The following is a 13900-nucleotide window of genomic DNA, read 5'->3' on the forward strand; positions in this document are numbered from 1 at the left end:
TCATGAGCACCGTCTTTCCGCTGTCACAGTTCGGTGGCACAATCTGGGTTGTTTCTGAAGGCCCTTCCTGCCACAGTCGCATCCGCTAATCGGTCCAGCCGTGTTGCGGAAGGTTAATTAACAAGCTTTAACCAGCTAATGTTTCCCAAAGGGAAACGGAGGTCAGCGGATATGAGTTCCAACCCGGCAGCATCGTCTGTCTATTCTGCCTATCAAGGCAACACCTATCTCTTCGGCGGCAACGCGCCCTATGTCGAAGAGATGTACGAAAACTACCTTGCCAACCCCGGCAGCGTGCCCGACAACTGGCGCGAGTATTTCGACGCACTCCAGCACGTTCCCGCCGTCGACGGCAGCAATGCCAAAGACGTTCCACACCTGCCGGTCGTCAACGCCTTTGCCGAGCGCGCCAAGCAGGGCCAGACCAAAGTTGTGGTCGCCAGCGGCGCCGACTCCGAAATGGGCCGCAAGCGCACGGCCGTCCAGCAACTGATCGCCGCCTACCGCAACGTCGGCGCACGCTGGGCCGACCTGGACCCGCTCAAGCGTGCCGAACGCGACAAAATTCCCGAACTGGAGCCGTCTTTCTACGGTTTCAGCGACGCCGACCAGGAAACCGTGTTCAACACCAGCAACACGTTCTTCGGCAAAGACACCATGAGCCTGCGCGAGCTCATGAACGCGCTGCGCGAAACCTACTGCGGCACGATTGGCGCCGAGTACATGTACGCGACCGACCAGAACCACAAGCGCTGGTGGCAGCAAAAGCTCGAATCGATTCGCAGCAAACCCAATTTCACCAAGGAAAAGAAGCTCCACATCCTGGACCGGCTGACTGCAGCCGAAGGCCTGGAGCGTTTCCTGCACACCAAGTACGTCGGCCAGAAGCGCTTCTCGCTCGAAGGCGGCGAGAGCTTCATCGCCTGCATGGACGAGCTGATCCAGCAGGGCGGTATCAAGGGCGTGCAGGAAATAGTGATCGGCATGGCCCACCGCGGCCGCCTGAATGTGCTGGTCAATTCCCTGGGCAAAGTCCCCGCCGACCTGTTCGCCGAATTCGACCACACCGCACCTGAAGACCTGCCCAGCGGCGACGTCAAGTACCACCAGGGCTTCAGCTCCGACGTGACCACCCCTGGCGGCCCGGTCCACCTGACTTTGGCTTTCAATCCCTCTCACCTGGAAATCGTCAACCCCGTGGTTGAAGGCTCGGTGCGCGCCCGCATGGATCGCCGTGCCGACCCCAAAGGCCTGCAGGTGCTGCCGGTGCTGGTGCACGGTGATGCCGCTTTTGCAGGGCAGGGCGTTGTGATGGAAACGCTGGCGCTGGCCGAAACCCGCGGTTATTTCACCGGCGGCACGGTGCACATCGTGATCAACAACCAGATCGGTTTCACCACCAGCGACCCGCGCGACAGTCGCTCGACGCTGTACTGCTCCGACGTCGTCAAGATGATTGAAGCGCCGGTGCTGCACGTCAATGGCGACGACCCGGAAGCCGTGGTGCTGGCTACCCAGCTGGCCCTCGAGTTCCGCATGGAGTTCCAGAAGGATGTCGTGGTCGACATCATCTGCTTCCGCAAGCTGGGCCACAACGAGCAGGACACGCCAGCGCTGACCCAGCCGCTGATGTACAAGAAAATTGCACAGCACCCCGGCACCCGCCGCCTGTACGCCGACAAACTGACGGCGCAGGGCATGGGCGACACCCTGGGCGACGACATGGTCAAGGCCACGCGCGCCGCGCTGGATGCCGGCAAGAGCACGTTTGATCCGGTTCTCACCAACTTCAAGAGCAAGTATGCGGTTGACTGGGTGCCTTACCTGGGCAAGAAGTGGACCGATGCCGGCGACACCGCCATCCCGATGGCCGAGTGGAAGCGCCTTGCCGACAAGATCACGGCCATCCCCGCGACCGTGACGCCGCATCAGCTGGTCAAGAAGGTGTATGACGACCGCGCAGCCATGGGCCGCGGTGACGTCCCTGTGGACTGGGGCATGGGCGAGCACATGGCGTTTGCCTCACTGGTGGCAAGTGGCTACCCGGTGCGCCTGTCGGGCGAAGATTGCGGACGCGGCACGTTCACGCATCGCCATGCCGTCATTCACGACCAGAATCGCGAAAAGTTCGACACCGGTACCTATGTGCCGCTGCAGAACGTGGCCGACAACCAGGCTCCGTTCGTTGTCATCGACTCCATCCTGTCTGAAGAGGCGGTGCTGGCGTTTGAATACGGCTATGCATCGAACGACCCGAACACGCTGGTGATCTGGGAAGCCCAGTTCGGCGACTTCGCCAACGGCGCGCAGGTCGTGATCGACCAGTTCATCGCCTCGGGCGAAGTCAAGTGGGGCCGCGTCAATGGCATCACCCTGATGCTGCCGCACGGCTATGAAGGCCAGGGCCCGGAGCACAGCTCGGCACGCCTGGAGCGTTTCATGCAGCTGTCGGCGGACACCAACATGCAGGTGGTGCAACCGACGACCGCCAGCCAGATCTTCCACGTGCTGCGCCGCCAGATGGTGCGCAACCTGCGCAAGCCGCTGGTCATCATGACGCCCAAGTCGCTGCTGCGTAACAAGGACGCCACCTCGCCGCTGTCCGAATTCACCAAGGGTGGGTTCCAGACCATCATCCCCGAGACCAAGGATGACATCAACAAGAAGGCAGACAAGGTCAAGCGCATCATCGCGTGCTCGGGCAAGGTGTATTACGACCTGGCCAAGAAGCGTGAAGAAAAGGGCATTGACGATACGGCCATTATTCGTGTTGAGCAGCTTTATCCGTTCCCGCACAAGGCTTTTGCGGCCGAGCTGAAAAAGTACCCGAACGCCACCGACATCGTGTGGTGCCAGGACGAGCCACAAAATCAGGGTGCCTGGTTCTTTGTGCAGCACTACATCCACGAGAACATGTTCGAAGGTCAAAAACTGGGCTATTCCGGCCGTGCTGCTTCGGCATCACCGGCTGTGGGCTATTCGCACCTGCACCAGGAGCAGCAAAAGGCGCTGGTGGACGGCGCGTTTGCCAAGCTCAAGGGCTTTGTGCTGACCAAGTAAGGTCGCCCCTTCCCGAACCAAGAACACGAATACAAGAACGAACCCGAAAGAATCAACATGGCTATCGTAGAAGTCAAAGTCCCCCAGTTGTCCGAGTCCGTGGCCGAGGCCACCATGCTGCAGTGGAAGAAAAAAGTCGGTGATGCAATCGCCGTGGATGAAATCCTGATTGAGATCGAAACCGACAAGGTGGTGCTGGAAGTGCCGGCGCCTTCCGCCGGCGTGCTGACCGAGCTGGTCGTCGCGGACGGCGGCACGGTGGTGTCAGATCAGGTGATTGCCCGGATCGACACCGAAGGCAAAGCGGGTGCCGCTGCTCCTGCAGCCGCTCCGGCGGCGGCCGCTGCAGCACCTGCCGCTGCTGTTGTCTCCGCGCCTGCACCCGCAGCCGGTGGCTCCATGGCTGGCGTTCCCATGCCGGCTGCAGCCAAGCTGATGGCCGACAACAACCTTGCCGCTGGTTCGGTGCCTGGAACCGGCAAGGATGGCCGCGTTACCAAGGGCGACGTCCTCGGTGCGGCTGCTGGCGGTGCCAAGCCGGCCGCTGCTGTTGCCATTCCCACAGGCGTGCCTACTGCGGCCTTGCCGCAGGTTGCTGCTTCCGCCAAACCTTCCGATCTTGGTGACCGCCCTGAGCAGCGCGTGCCCATGAGCCGCCTGCGCGCGCGTATCGCCGAGCGACTGCTGCAATCGCAGGCCACCAACGCCATCCTGACCACGTTCAATGAAGTGAACATGGCGCCGGTGATGGAAATGCGCAAGCGCTTCCAGGAGAAGTTTGAAAAAGAACACGGTGTGAAGATCGGCTTCATGAGCTTCTTCGTCAAGGCCGCTGTGCATGCGTTGAAGAAGTACCCCGTGCTCAACGCATCGGTTGACGGCAATGACATCGTTTACCACGGCTACTTCGACATCGGCATCGCCGTCGGTTCCCCGCGCGGCCTGGTGGTGCCCATTCTGCGCAATGCAGACCAGATGAGCTTTGCCGACATCGAGAAGAAGATTGCCGAATACGGTGCCAAGGCACGCGACGGCAAGCTGGGCATTGAAGAAATGTCCGGCGGTACTTTCTCGATCTCCAATGGCGGTGTTTTCGGCTCCATGTTGTCCACGCCTATCATCAACCCGCCGCAGTCGGCGATCCTGGGCGTGCATGCGACCAAGGACCGCGCCGTGGTCGAAAACGGCCAGATCGTGGTCCGTCCGATGAACTACCTGGCCATGAGCTATGACCACCGCATCGTCGACGGTCGTGAAGCCGTGCTGGGCCTGGTGGCGATGAAAGAAGCGCTGGAAGATCCTGCACGTCTGCTGTTCGACATCTAAGGCTGTCGATGCGCCGCCTCGTCGCCTGCCTGGCCTGCACGTTGAGCGTGGGCCTTGCCGTGGCTGCGGCGCCGGTTGGCGACAACTGGAGCGGCCACTACGGGTTGCAGTGGGTCAGTGTTTCGCAGGCGGGGTCCCGGCTGGTACTGGCGAAGGCGCCGGATGCTGACCCGGGGAAGCTGGTTGAAAAATACCAGTCGGACCTGGTCCGCTGGACCATTGCCGATGTGCGGACCCCTGCGGAGACCGTATTCCTGCGCCGCTTTCTCGCGGAGGAGTATGAGGGCTTCGGCTGGGCCGCGCTGCATGCCGCCGGCGGGATTGAATGCCTCGATGCCAGGCATCTGTTTGTCTGCAAGACCACGCCCGGAACGACCGTGAAAATTGGCCGCGATGGTCCCCAGCAGGAAAGCCTGCTGGCGCGCACCGGTGTATTTGGAATCGTCCTCCACGCGGGGGCGTTTGAACTCAAGAAGGAATAAAGAAACATGTCTAAACAATTCGACGTCATCGTCATCGGTGGCGGCCCCGGCGGTTACATTGCCGCGATTCGCGCCGCCCAACTGGGTTTCAACGTCGCCTGTATCGACGAATGGAAGAACGCCAAAGGCGGCCCGGCCCTGGGTGGCACCTGCACCAACGTCGGCTGCATTCCGTCCAAGGCGTTGCTGCAATCGTCCGAACATTTCGACCATGCCAGCCACCACTTTGCCGATCATGGCATTGAGGTCAAGGGCCTAGGCCTGGATGTCACGAAGATGCTTGCCCGCAAGGACACTGTCGTCAAGCAGAACAACGACGGCATCGTCTACCTGTTCAAGAAGAACAAGGTCACCTTTTTTCACGGCCGTGGCTCCTTTGTCGCCGCCAAAGAGGGTCTCTATGACGTCAAGGTCGCTGGTGCCGCTGAGGAAACCATCTCCGGCAAGCACATCATCGTGGCCACGGGTTCCAACGCCCGCGCGCTCCCGGGCGCGCCATTTGACGAGGAAAACATCCTGTCGAATGACGGAGCACTGCGCATCGGCGCCGTTCCCAAGAAGCTGGGCCTGATCGGCTCCGGGGTGATCGGCCTGGAAATGGGCTCGGTCTGGCGCCGCCTGGGTGCAGACGTGACGGTACTGGAAGGCCTGCCGACGTTCCTGGGCGCGGTTGATCAGCAGATCGCCAAGGAAGCCAAGAAGGCATTCGACAAGCAGGGCCTGAAAATCGCGCTCGGCGTGAAGGTCGGCGAGATCAAGAGCGGCAAGAAAGGTGTGAGTGTTGCCTACACCGATGCCAAGGGCGAAGCCCAGACCCTGGAAGTGGACAAGCTCATCATCTCCATTGGCCGGGTAGCCAACACCCAGGGCCTGAACCCTGAAGCCGTTGGCCTGAAGCTCGACGAGCGCGGCGCCGTGGTGGTGGATGACGAATGCAAGACCAGCCTGCCCAATGTCTGGGCTATCGGTGACGTGGTACGCGGGCCCATGCTGGCGCACAAGGCCGAGGAAGAGGGCGTTGCGGTTGCCGAGCGCATTGCCGGGCAGCATGGGCATGTCAACTTCAATACGATCCCCTGGGTGATCTACACCAACCCTGAAATCGCCTGGGTGGGGCAGACCGAAGAGCAACTCAAAGCTGCCGGCCGGGCGTACAAGGCAGGGACTTTCCCGTTCATGGCCAATGGCCGCGCACGCGCGCTGGGTGACACGACTGGCATGGTGAAGATGCTGGCCGATGCCGCGACGGATGAAATTCTCGGCGTGCACATCGTCGGCCCGATGGCCAGCGAACTGATCGCCGAATGCGTGGTGGCCATGGAATTCCGCGCCAGCAGCGAAGACATTGCGCGTATTTGCCATGCCCATCCGTCATTGAGCGAGGCGACCAAGGAAGCTGCGCTGGCGGTCGACAAGCGCACCTTGAATTTCTGAGCACGCAGGCAAGAAGTCGGTGAATCAACCGGTGCGCTCGGCGTATGACGCCGAACTTGCGGCGCGGGGCTATCAAAGCGATCCTGCCCAGTTGCGGGCAGTCGAAGCGCTTGAGCGTTGTGCCTCTGAGTGGGCGGCGTTCAAGGAGCAGCGCTCCAATGCCATCAAGAAGCTGATAAACCGGCCTGATGTCCCTCGTGGCGTGTACATGTACGGAGGCGTCGGCAGGGGGAAAAGCTTCTTGATGGACTGCTTTTTCGGGGCTGTCCCACTCAGGCGCAAGGTACGGCTGCACTTTCACGAGTTCATGCGCGAGGTGCACCGGGAGTTGCAGGACCTTCAGGGTACGGCAAATCCGCTGGACGAACTCGGTCGGCGCATTGCGAAGCGATACCGGCTCATCTGCTTTGACGAGTTTCATGTGGCGGACATCACCGACGCGATGATTCTTCACCGTCTGTTGTCGGCGCTGTTTGACAATGGGGTCGGCTTTGTCACAACTTCCAACTTTCAGCCGGACGAGCTGTATCCGAATGGCATGCATCGCGACCGTGTTCTGCCTGCCATTGAATTGCTGAAGGCGAGGCTGGAGGTCATCAGTGTTGACAACGGGACGGACTACCGCGGGCGCACGTTAGCCCAGGCGAAGCTCTATCACACCCCGCTAGGCCTTCAGGCCGATGCTGAAATGACTGAAACTTTTAATGCGCTGGCAGAGTCTCAGGATGAGAACCCGGTATTGCAGATTGAGTCCAGGCAAATCCAGGCCAGGCGCAAGGCGGGGGGAGTCGTCTGGTTTGACTTCAAGACGCTGTGCGGTGGTCCGCGTTCGCAAAACGATTACCTGGAAATAGCCACGCAGTTTCATACCGTGCTGCTAAGCGATGTACCGCATATGCCGGTGCGTATGGCGTCGGAGGCACGGCGGTTTACCTGGCTGGTGGATGTGCTGTATGACCGCCGGGTCAAGTTGATCATGTCGGCAGAAGTCGCTCCTGAGGCGTTGTACACCGAGGGGCCGCTGGTACACGAATTCCCCCGTACGGTTTCCCGGCTCAACGAAATGCAGTCAAAGGAATTCCTGGCGCTTGAACGCAGAAACGTGGATACAACACTCACATGAAGCATCTGGTTACCGCCTGTTTTCTCATCGCTTTAAGCGTGCTCGCGAATGCGCAGTCCACGGTCGAGACGGCTGCACCCGCTGACCAGATGCGAAGCATTGATGCCGAGCGGACGAGAATCAGCGCCGAACGCAACAGGCTGGAAGCAGGATTTTTGGCTGAGGATGCAGCCTGCTACGACCGGTTTGCCGTCAACAGCTGCCTGGGAAAAGTCAATGACCGGCGGCGCGAAGCCATGGCAGACCTTCGCCGGCAAGAGCTGTCGCTCAATGACGAGGAACGCCGCATCAAGGGTGCGGAGCAGATCCGTAAAACGGAAGAGAAATCGTCAGCTGAAAAGCAGCAGGAGGCCGCAGACCGCCGGGCGAAGGCCTTAGCAGACTCCCAATCCCGTCTTGAACGGGAGAAAAAGAAAGCCGAGGACCGTGGCGCAGCCAAGGCCGCAGAGCAAGGCAGCAGCGACGCCAACGCTGCCAAGATAAAGGGTAGCCAGGAACGGGTCCAGGACCGGCTCGACAAGCAGGCCACGGCTGCGGAAGAAGCCAAAAAATTCAGTGACCGTCAGAAGGAGGCTCAGGAGCGCAAGGCGCAGCATGAGCGTGACCGCCTGAAACAAACCAAACCCCCGGCGAAGCCGCTGCCTTTGCCGGAGTAAGCCTGGTTTTGAACTACCGTGCGGAACTCAACCCAGAGGTTCGAGTTTGACGATTACCAGCGAGAGGTTGTCACCGCCGCCTCTTGCGCGGGATCTTGCTTTCTGGATCAGGAACTCAGTTGCCTCGCGAGGTGACAGCATTGACAGGGCCGAGCCCATTTCACTGGTGCTGAAATAGTGCCAAACTCCGTCACTGCAAGCCAGCAGGACGTCTTCAGGCCGGAGTTGCGGGATGAAATGGTGGGTAATAGGTGGCGCATCTTCAGTGCCCAGGCAGCCCATCAGGATGTTCGACTGCGGATGGACATTGGCTTCTTCCTCGGTAATCTCGCCTTTGTCCACCAGGGTCTGCACATACGAATGGTCAACCGTCCTGTGCACAAGCTTGCTGCCCTGGTAATGGTAAATCCTTGAGTCGCCGGTATGTACCCAGTGACAGTCCCCGCCCGGGTTGATCAGAAATGCTGCCAGCGTGCTGTGCGGTTCCTGCTCGGCCGAGATCGCAGTCAGTTTGATGACGATATGGGCTTCTTCAATGACCTGCTTGAGCATCGCAGGCGCATCATCCGTTTCCGGGGCATAGCGCTCAAAAAGCTGCTTGGCCGTCAACATGACCTGATCGGAGGCCTTGCGCCCTCCGCTACGGCCTCCCATACCGTCAGCCACGATACCCAGCATGCAGCCGGGAATGCGTGAGTGACTGAACAGATTGACCTGATCCTGCTGGTAGTCCCGATCGCCTTTATGGATACCGGTGGACGCTGTGATTCGATAACCTTTGGACATTGTGTGGTCGTTCAAGCGCGAGGCTCGATTTATGGTCGCAATCGACGTATTATCAAGCGAAGCAGCGTGTACGGATAAAAAACCTTGGACTTAAATTTACATTCTCCGGAACGCCAGCTGATCGAACTCAAAATGGAGCACGCCGATCTCAATGCGCTGGTGGACCTGACCGCGCACGCCTTTCCCATTGATGAGTTGTTGCTCAGGCGCCTCAAAAAGCGGCGCCTGCAGCTTCGTGACCAGATTGCACAGCTTGAGCTGTCGCTGGATCCCCCAGAGCCTGCTTGATGACCCTTGCGATAGAAGTAGAAGAGGCCTTTGCGCCGGGCGGTGTCCTGTCGCGCGCCGCGGAGCATTTCGTGCCCCGCAGCGGCCAGACTGAAATGGCTCTGGCCGTGGCGCGTGCAATCGAGGGAGCATACCCCTTGGTGGTCGAGGCCAGTACCGGCGTAGGTAAAACTTTTTCATACCTGGTCCCCGCTTTGCTAAGCGGCGAGCGCGTGTTGTTGTCGACAGCGACCAAGGCCTTGCAGGACCAGCTTTTCGGTCGTGATTTGCCGCGACTGGTGGAGACGCTGGGTCTTCCCGTCAGTATGGCGCTTCTCAAGGGCCGGGGCAGCTACCTGTGCCTGCACCGGATGGAAATGGCGCGCCAGGAGGCTTATTTGCCCGACGGCGTTTCCGTGCGCGCCCTGGCCAAAATTGAGGAATGGTCCAAGATTACGCGCACCGGCGACCTGGCCGAACTCCCTGGCCTGGACGAACGTTCGCCGATGATTCCGCTGGTGACCTCCACCCGTGAGAACTGCCTGGGCGCCACCTGTCCGCGTTTTCGGGCCTGTCATGTGAATCTGGCCCGCAGGGAAGCCATGGCCGCCGACGTGGTGGTGATCAACCATCACCTGTTCTTTGCCGACTTGGCGGTGCGCGAATCCGGCGTCGCTGAATTGCTGCCTTCCGTGCGCATTGCCATCTTCGATGAAGCGCATCAGCTCAACGAGACCGGCGTGCAATTTCTGGGAACAAACCTCACCACGGGCCAGCTTCTTGATTTTGCACGGGACATGCTGGCAACCGGCCTGCAGCTGGCCCGCGGGCTGGTGGACTGGCAGGAGGTGGTGTCGGCCGTCGAGCACGCTGCGCGGGAGTTGCGTCTGTGTGCCGGGAAACAGTACCCAGGAACCAAACTGCGATGGGTGGGTGAGTCTCCGGAGGGGTTGAATGCGGCTGAGTGGAACAGTGCGTTGCAAGTCATTCACACGTCTTGCGAGCGGGCTTGTGCCGCCCTGGATACGGTCAGTGAAATCGCGCCTGATTTCGTTCGCCTCCATGAGCGTGCCGAGGAGCTGGCGGAACGCGCCCAGCGCTTCGTTCACACATGCGAGGCGGGCTGCGTGCGCTGGGCTGACGTGGGAACCCAGCTCCGGCTGGTCGAGTCGCCGCTGGATATTTCGAAGGCGGTGAAAAGCAAAGTGCTGGGTGCGTCCGCCGGTTCCGCAAAGTCATGGATATTCACTTCTGCCACACTGGGAGATGACGACAAGCTCAGCTGGTTTACCAAGCCTTGCGGGCTGGAAGATGCCGAGGTCTTGCGGGTAGGAAGTCCTTTTGATTACGAGAGGCAGGCGGCGTTATATGTGCCTGAGGTGTTCCCCAAACCGGGAGATCCTGCTCACACCATGAAAGTCGCCGAAGCTGCCGCCAGATGGTCGAGGCATCTCGGGGGGCGCACCATGGTTTTGACGACCACGCTGCGGGCTTTGCGCACCATTGGTGATGCACTCAGAGAGGTTTTTCTGGATTCGCCGGACATGGAGGTGCTGGTTCAGGGTGCCATGCCCAAGCGTGTGCTGATTGAACGTTTCCGTGAAGGCAATGCCAATGGCGGCAAAGGCTGCGTGCTGGTGGCTTCGGCGTCATTTTGGGAGGGCATTGACGTGCCAGGCGACGCGCTGCAATTGGTTGTCATTGACAAGCTGCCTTTTCCGCCTCCGAACGACCCGCTGGCAGAGGCGCGCTCAAAGCTTCTCGAATCACAAGGACGCAGTGCTTTTAACGACTATTTTCTGCCTGAGGCGGCGGTAGCCCTCAAGCAGGGTGCCGGGCGCCTGATACGCCGAGAAAGTGACCAGGGGGTGTTGGTGGTCTGCGACAGCCGCCTGGCAACCATGGGTTATGGGCGGCGTTTGCTGAGAGCTCTTCCGCCGATGCGGCGGTTGGCATCCGAGGAGGAGCTGTTCGACCGGCTGGAAGCTCTTACCAAAACTTGTACCAAGGATTGTCTCCCGACTTGAATCCCTTGCTCAAGTATTCGCTCTGCGGGTAGCTCTTTTCGAGGATACGGCGGGTATCGTCACGCAATTCGACCATACCCAGCGCTTCGTAGGACTTATAGAGAATGAAGATAGCCTCTTCCAATGCGGGTACATCGCGGTAGTCGGCGATTGCACTCTGCGCACGGTTGATTGCCGCCACGTAGGCACCCCTTGAGTAATAGTACCGCGCGACATGCACTTCGGATTGGGCCAGCGAGTTCACGATATAGCTCATCCGCAGGCGGGCATCCGGCGAGTATTTTGACTCTGGGAAGCGGGTCACAAGGTCCCTGAATGACTCAAAGGATTCCTTGGCTGCTTTTTGGTCCCTTTCGGACAAATCCTGACGGGAAATAAACCCGAAAATACCGAGATTGTCATTGAAGTTCACCAGGCCTTTGAGATACAACGCATAGTCCAGGGCCGGACTGGCCGGGTGCAGTCTCATAAACCGGTCCAATGTCGCGATAGCCTGAGCTTGTTCTCCTCCCTTATATTGGGCATAGGCTTTCTCAAGCTGCGCTTGCTGGGCGAGGGGGGTACCTGCAGCACGGCCTTCCAGTTTTTCGTACAGCGGGATTGCCTTGTCATAGGCCCCGCCGCTGGCTTCATCTTTTGCTTCGGCGTAAATCTTGTTCGGGCTCCATGTAGCAGTCTTGTCGGGCGCAGGGGTGCTCGAGCATCCGGCAATCACAAAAGACAAAGCGCAAACGGCTGCAAAAAGCGGCATTGCATTGGGAACAACCGATAATTTGGTGGAAAACATTGCAATCGACCTTCTTGATGACTGATTCAGAACAAAGCAAATTGATTATATCGGGCGCTATTGCGCCTGAGGAGGTGCCGGATGAGGCTCTGGAGGAGGGCGATACGGCTGTCGAGGTGGAGTTGCGGCAGGTAGCTGTCCCGGTCGAAAGCCATGGCAGCCGTCTCGACCGCGCTTTGGCCGCCATTGTGCCCGAGTTCTCACGCACATATCTTCAACAGTTGATCGACTCCGGCATGGTGAGACTCGGCGGCTCTATAGTCACCAAAACATCCACGAAGGTCCGAGCTGGTGATGAACTCGCCATTGAGTTGCGTCCAACGCCGCAAAGCCAGGCATTCAGGCCTGAAGCGATGGAACTGGACATCGTGTTCGAGGACGCTTGCCTGATGGTGATCAACAAACCTGCCGGGCTGGTTGTGCATCCGGCGCCCGGCAACTGGAGCGGGACCTTGTTGAACGGCTTGCTGGCGCATGATCCGCAGGCCGTCTTCCTGCCACGCGCCGGCATTGTTCACCGCCTTGACAAGGACACCAGCGGTTTGATGGTGGTCGCCCGGCAGCGGACGGTGATGGACCAGTTGGTCGGCCTGATCGCCGCCCGCGACGTGAGCCGGGAATATGTCGCACTGGCCCATGGTGCCTGGCTGGGCGGGAAAACCCGGCAGGTAGAAGCTGCCATTGGGCGGGATCCACGCAACCGTTTGCGAATGGCCGTGGTGAACCTGGAAAAGAACGCCGGGAAGCCGGCATCCACTATGGTGTCGCTGCTTCAAAGTGCCGGTAAGCACTGCCTGGTCAAATGCAAGCTGCACACCGGTCGCACGCACCAAATCCGGGTCCATATGGCCTTCATTGGCCATCCCCTGGTATCCGACGAGTTGTACGGGGGAGCTCCTGCTGCTGGGCTTGGCCGTCAAGCGCTGCATGCGTGTCGACTGGCATTCGAGCATCCGGTGACTGGCAAAGTGATGGAGTTCCGGTCAGACCCTCCAGCCGACCTTCAGGCTGCCATCGCCGGTTTGGGCCTGATATACAATCAAATCCAGTAGTTTTCAGCTACCTGCACCATGGCATCCTGATCAGGAGATTGCGTATTGGGTGCCCTGCGCGCCAAGCGCCGAACCCACGTTTTCCCGGCCCTTTTTTCCGCTTTTTTTCGGAACGACCACAATCATGAATACGACGGATGCAAAACGCGTCCTCGAAACAGCACTTATTTGCGCGCAGCAACCATTGCCCCTGCGCGAAATGGGAGTTCTGTTTAACGGGGTATTGACTGCGGACAGCCTCAAGCTGGTGCTTGAGGAGTTGCAAAGCGATTGGTCTGGTCGTGGCGTGGAACTTGTTCACGTGGCGACGGGATGGCGTTTTCAAAGCAGGCCGCAGATGCGTGAATATCTGGACCGGCTGCACCCCGAAAAGCCCCCGCGCTATAGCCGTGCCACACTGGAAACCTTGGCCATCATTGCTTATCGTCAGCCGGTGACGCGCGGTGACATGGAGGACATCCGGGGGGTCACGATCAACAGCATGATCCTCAAGCAGCTCGAAGATCGCGGGTGGGTGGAAGTGATCGGCCATCGGGAAACTGTCGGCCGCCCGGCACTTTATGCCACCACCCGGCAGTTTCTTGACGACCTTGGGGTCGAGTCGCTGGACCAGCTTCCCGTGATGGACAGCAGCCCGAATCAGCTTCCGATGCTCGAGCAGATAGAGTTTGGCATCTCTGAACTTGCGGGCAAGCCGGAGGTGGGTATGGATGGTATAGCTGTTGAGCGGCTGGAACCTGCTGTGCCGGAGCCCGTGTCAGGCACGGCTGAAGAGCCTGAGATTGGTGAGATCGCCGAAGCGCCAACTTTGTACACGCAACCACAGGTCGCTGACGACAGTGATACCGGGCCTCTTGAGAACAATGAGACCGGTGGCGATGAGCCCACCCGAATGTAAAT

General features: G+C 59.7%; 12 protein-coding genes. 10 read left to right on the forward strand and 2 right to left on the reverse strand.

The annotated features are described in order from the left end of the window. Positions 1–171: 171 nt before the first annotated feature. Genes AC1DYQ_RS04100 through AC1DYQ_RS04125 form a run of 6 tightly spaced genes read left to right on the forward strand, consistent with a single transcriptional unit; the run spans position 172 to position 8081 of the window. A complete protein-coding gene (locus tag AC1DYQ_RS04100; protein ID WP_457280656.1) occupies positions 172–3060 on the forward strand; it encodes a 2-oxoglutarate dehydrogenase E1 component in 2889 nt (962 codons plus the stop codon). A gap of 57 nt (positions 3061–3117) precedes the next feature. Next, positions 3118–4386 (forward strand): 2-oxoglutarate dehydrogenase complex dihydrolipoyllysine-residue succinyltransferase, encoded by a 1269-nt coding sequence (gene odhB / locus AC1DYQ_RS04105; RefSeq protein ID WP_457280657.1) that lies wholly within the window; start codon positions 3118–3120, stop codon positions 4384–4386. 8 nt (positions 4387–4394) lie between these two features. Beyond that, positions 4395–4868 (forward strand): hypothetical protein, encoded by a 474-nt coding sequence (locus tag AC1DYQ_RS04110; protein WP_477685683.1) that lies wholly within the window; start codon positions 4395–4397, stop codon positions 4866–4868. Positions 4869–4874: 6 nt separating this feature from the next. Beyond that, complete coding sequence (gene lpdA, locus AC1DYQ_RS04115; protein WP_477685684.1) at positions 4875–6302, forward strand: dihydrolipoyl dehydrogenase; 1428 nt, start codon at positions 4875–4877, stop codon at positions 6300–6302. A 19-nt stretch (positions 6303–6321) separates the two neighbouring features. After that, complete coding sequence (zapE, locus tag AC1DYQ_RS04120) at positions 6322–7425, forward strand: cell division protein ZapE (protein WP_477685685.1); 1104 nt, start codon at positions 6322–6324, stop codon at positions 7423–7425. Next, positions 7422–8081, forward strand: a complete 660-nt coding sequence (locus tag AC1DYQ_RS04125; protein WP_477685686.1) for a hypothetical protein — start codon at positions 7422–7424, stop codon at positions 8079–8081. The genes zapE and AC1DYQ_RS04125 overlap by 4 nt, the downstream gene beginning before the upstream one ends. A gap of 27 nt (positions 8082–8108) precedes the next feature. On the opposite strand, the gene AC1DYQ_RS04130 is transcribed toward AC1DYQ_RS04125, so the two are convergent. Further along, positions 8109–8867, reverse strand: coding sequence for a PP2C family protein-serine/threonine phosphatase (locus AC1DYQ_RS04130; RefSeq protein ID WP_477649471.1), 759 nt, complete (start codon positions 8865–8867; stop codon positions 8109–8111). Between the two features lie 84 nt (positions 8868–8951). Between AC1DYQ_RS04130 and AC1DYQ_RS04135 the strand changes: the two genes are divergently transcribed. Together AC1DYQ_RS04135 and AC1DYQ_RS04140 are read left to right on the forward strand one after the other, a co-directional pair. Continuing rightward, positions 8952–9155, forward strand: coding sequence for a DUF465 domain-containing protein (locus tag AC1DYQ_RS04135; RefSeq protein WP_457280662.1), 204 nt, complete (start codon positions 8952–8954; stop codon positions 9153–9155). Continuing rightward, positions 9155–11161: an ATP-dependent DNA helicase gene (locus tag AC1DYQ_RS04140; RefSeq protein ID WP_477685687.1), complete on the forward strand. Its 2007-nt coding sequence runs from the start codon at positions 9155–9157 to the stop codon at positions 11159–11161. Before AC1DYQ_RS04135 ends, AC1DYQ_RS04140 begins: the two co-directional genes overlap by 1 nt. Here AC1DYQ_RS04140 and AC1DYQ_RS04145 read toward each other — a convergent pair. After that, positions 11124–11948: an outer membrane protein assembly factor BamD gene (locus tag AC1DYQ_RS04145; RefSeq protein ID WP_477685688.1), complete on the reverse strand. Its 825-nt coding sequence runs from the start codon at positions 11946–11948 to the stop codon at positions 11124–11126. The two genes, AC1DYQ_RS04140 and AC1DYQ_RS04145, sit on opposite strands and share 38 nt — an antisense overlap. A gap of 17 nt (positions 11949–11965) precedes the next feature. On the opposite strand from AC1DYQ_RS04145, the gene AC1DYQ_RS04150 reads away from it, so the two are divergent. Together AC1DYQ_RS04150 and scpB are read left to right on the forward strand one after the other, a co-directional pair. Continuing rightward, positions 11966–13000 carry an RluA family pseudouridine synthase gene (locus AC1DYQ_RS04150; RefSeq protein ID WP_477685689.1) on the forward strand — a complete coding sequence of 345 codons (1035 nt, stop codon included), beginning with the start codon at positions 11966–11968 and terminating at the stop codon, positions 12998–13000. A gap of 124 nt (positions 13001–13124) precedes the next feature. Beyond that, entirely contained in the window at positions 13125–13898 is a 774-nt protein-coding gene (scpB, locus tag AC1DYQ_RS04155) for an SMC-Scp complex subunit ScpB (protein ID WP_477685690.1), read from the forward strand. Positions 13899–13900: the final 2 nt, after the last annotated feature.

This window comes from Polaromonas sp. P1_F4 (assembly GCF_056405675.1).

Bases quoted from the DNA above. Each gene is read 5' to 3' on its own strand.
- AC1DYQ_RS04100 (WP_457280656.1), top strand. From the start codon at position 172: ATGAGTTCCAACCCGGCAGCATCGTCTGTCTATTCTGCCTATCAAGGC.
- odhB (WP_457280657.1), top strand. From the start codon at position 3,118: ATGGCTATCGTAGAAGTCAAAGTCCCCCAGTTGTCCGAGTCCGTGGCC.
- AC1DYQ_RS04110 (WP_477685683.1), top strand. From the start codon at position 4,395: ATGCGCCGCCTCGTCGCCTGCCTGGCCTGCACGTTGAGCGTGGGCCTT.
- lpdA (WP_477685684.1), top strand. From the start codon at position 4,875: ATGTCTAAACAATTCGACGTCATCGTCATCGGTGGCGGCCCCGGCGGT.
- AC1DYQ_RS04125 (WP_477685686.1), top strand. From the start codon at position 7,422: ATGAAGCATCTGGTTACCGCCTGTTTTCTCATCGCTTTAAGCGTGCTC.
- AC1DYQ_RS04130 (WP_477649471.1), bottom strand. From the start codon at position 8,867: ATGTCCAAAGGTTATCGAATCACAGCGTCCACCGGTATCCATAAAGGC.
- AC1DYQ_RS04140 (WP_477685687.1), top strand. From the start codon at position 9,155: ATGACCCTTGCGATAGAAGTAGAAGAGGCCTTTGCGCCGGGCGGTGTC.
- AC1DYQ_RS04145 (WP_477685688.1), bottom strand. From the start codon at position 11,948: ATGTTTTCCACCAAATTATCGGTTGTTCCCAATGCAATGCCGCTTTTT.
- AC1DYQ_RS04150 (WP_477685689.1), top strand. From the start codon at position 11,966: ATGACTGATTCAGAACAAAGCAAATTGATTATATCGGGCGCTATTGCG.
- scpB (WP_477685690.1), top strand. From the start codon at position 13,125: ATGAATACGACGGATGCAAAACGCGTCCTCGAAACAGCACTTATTTGC.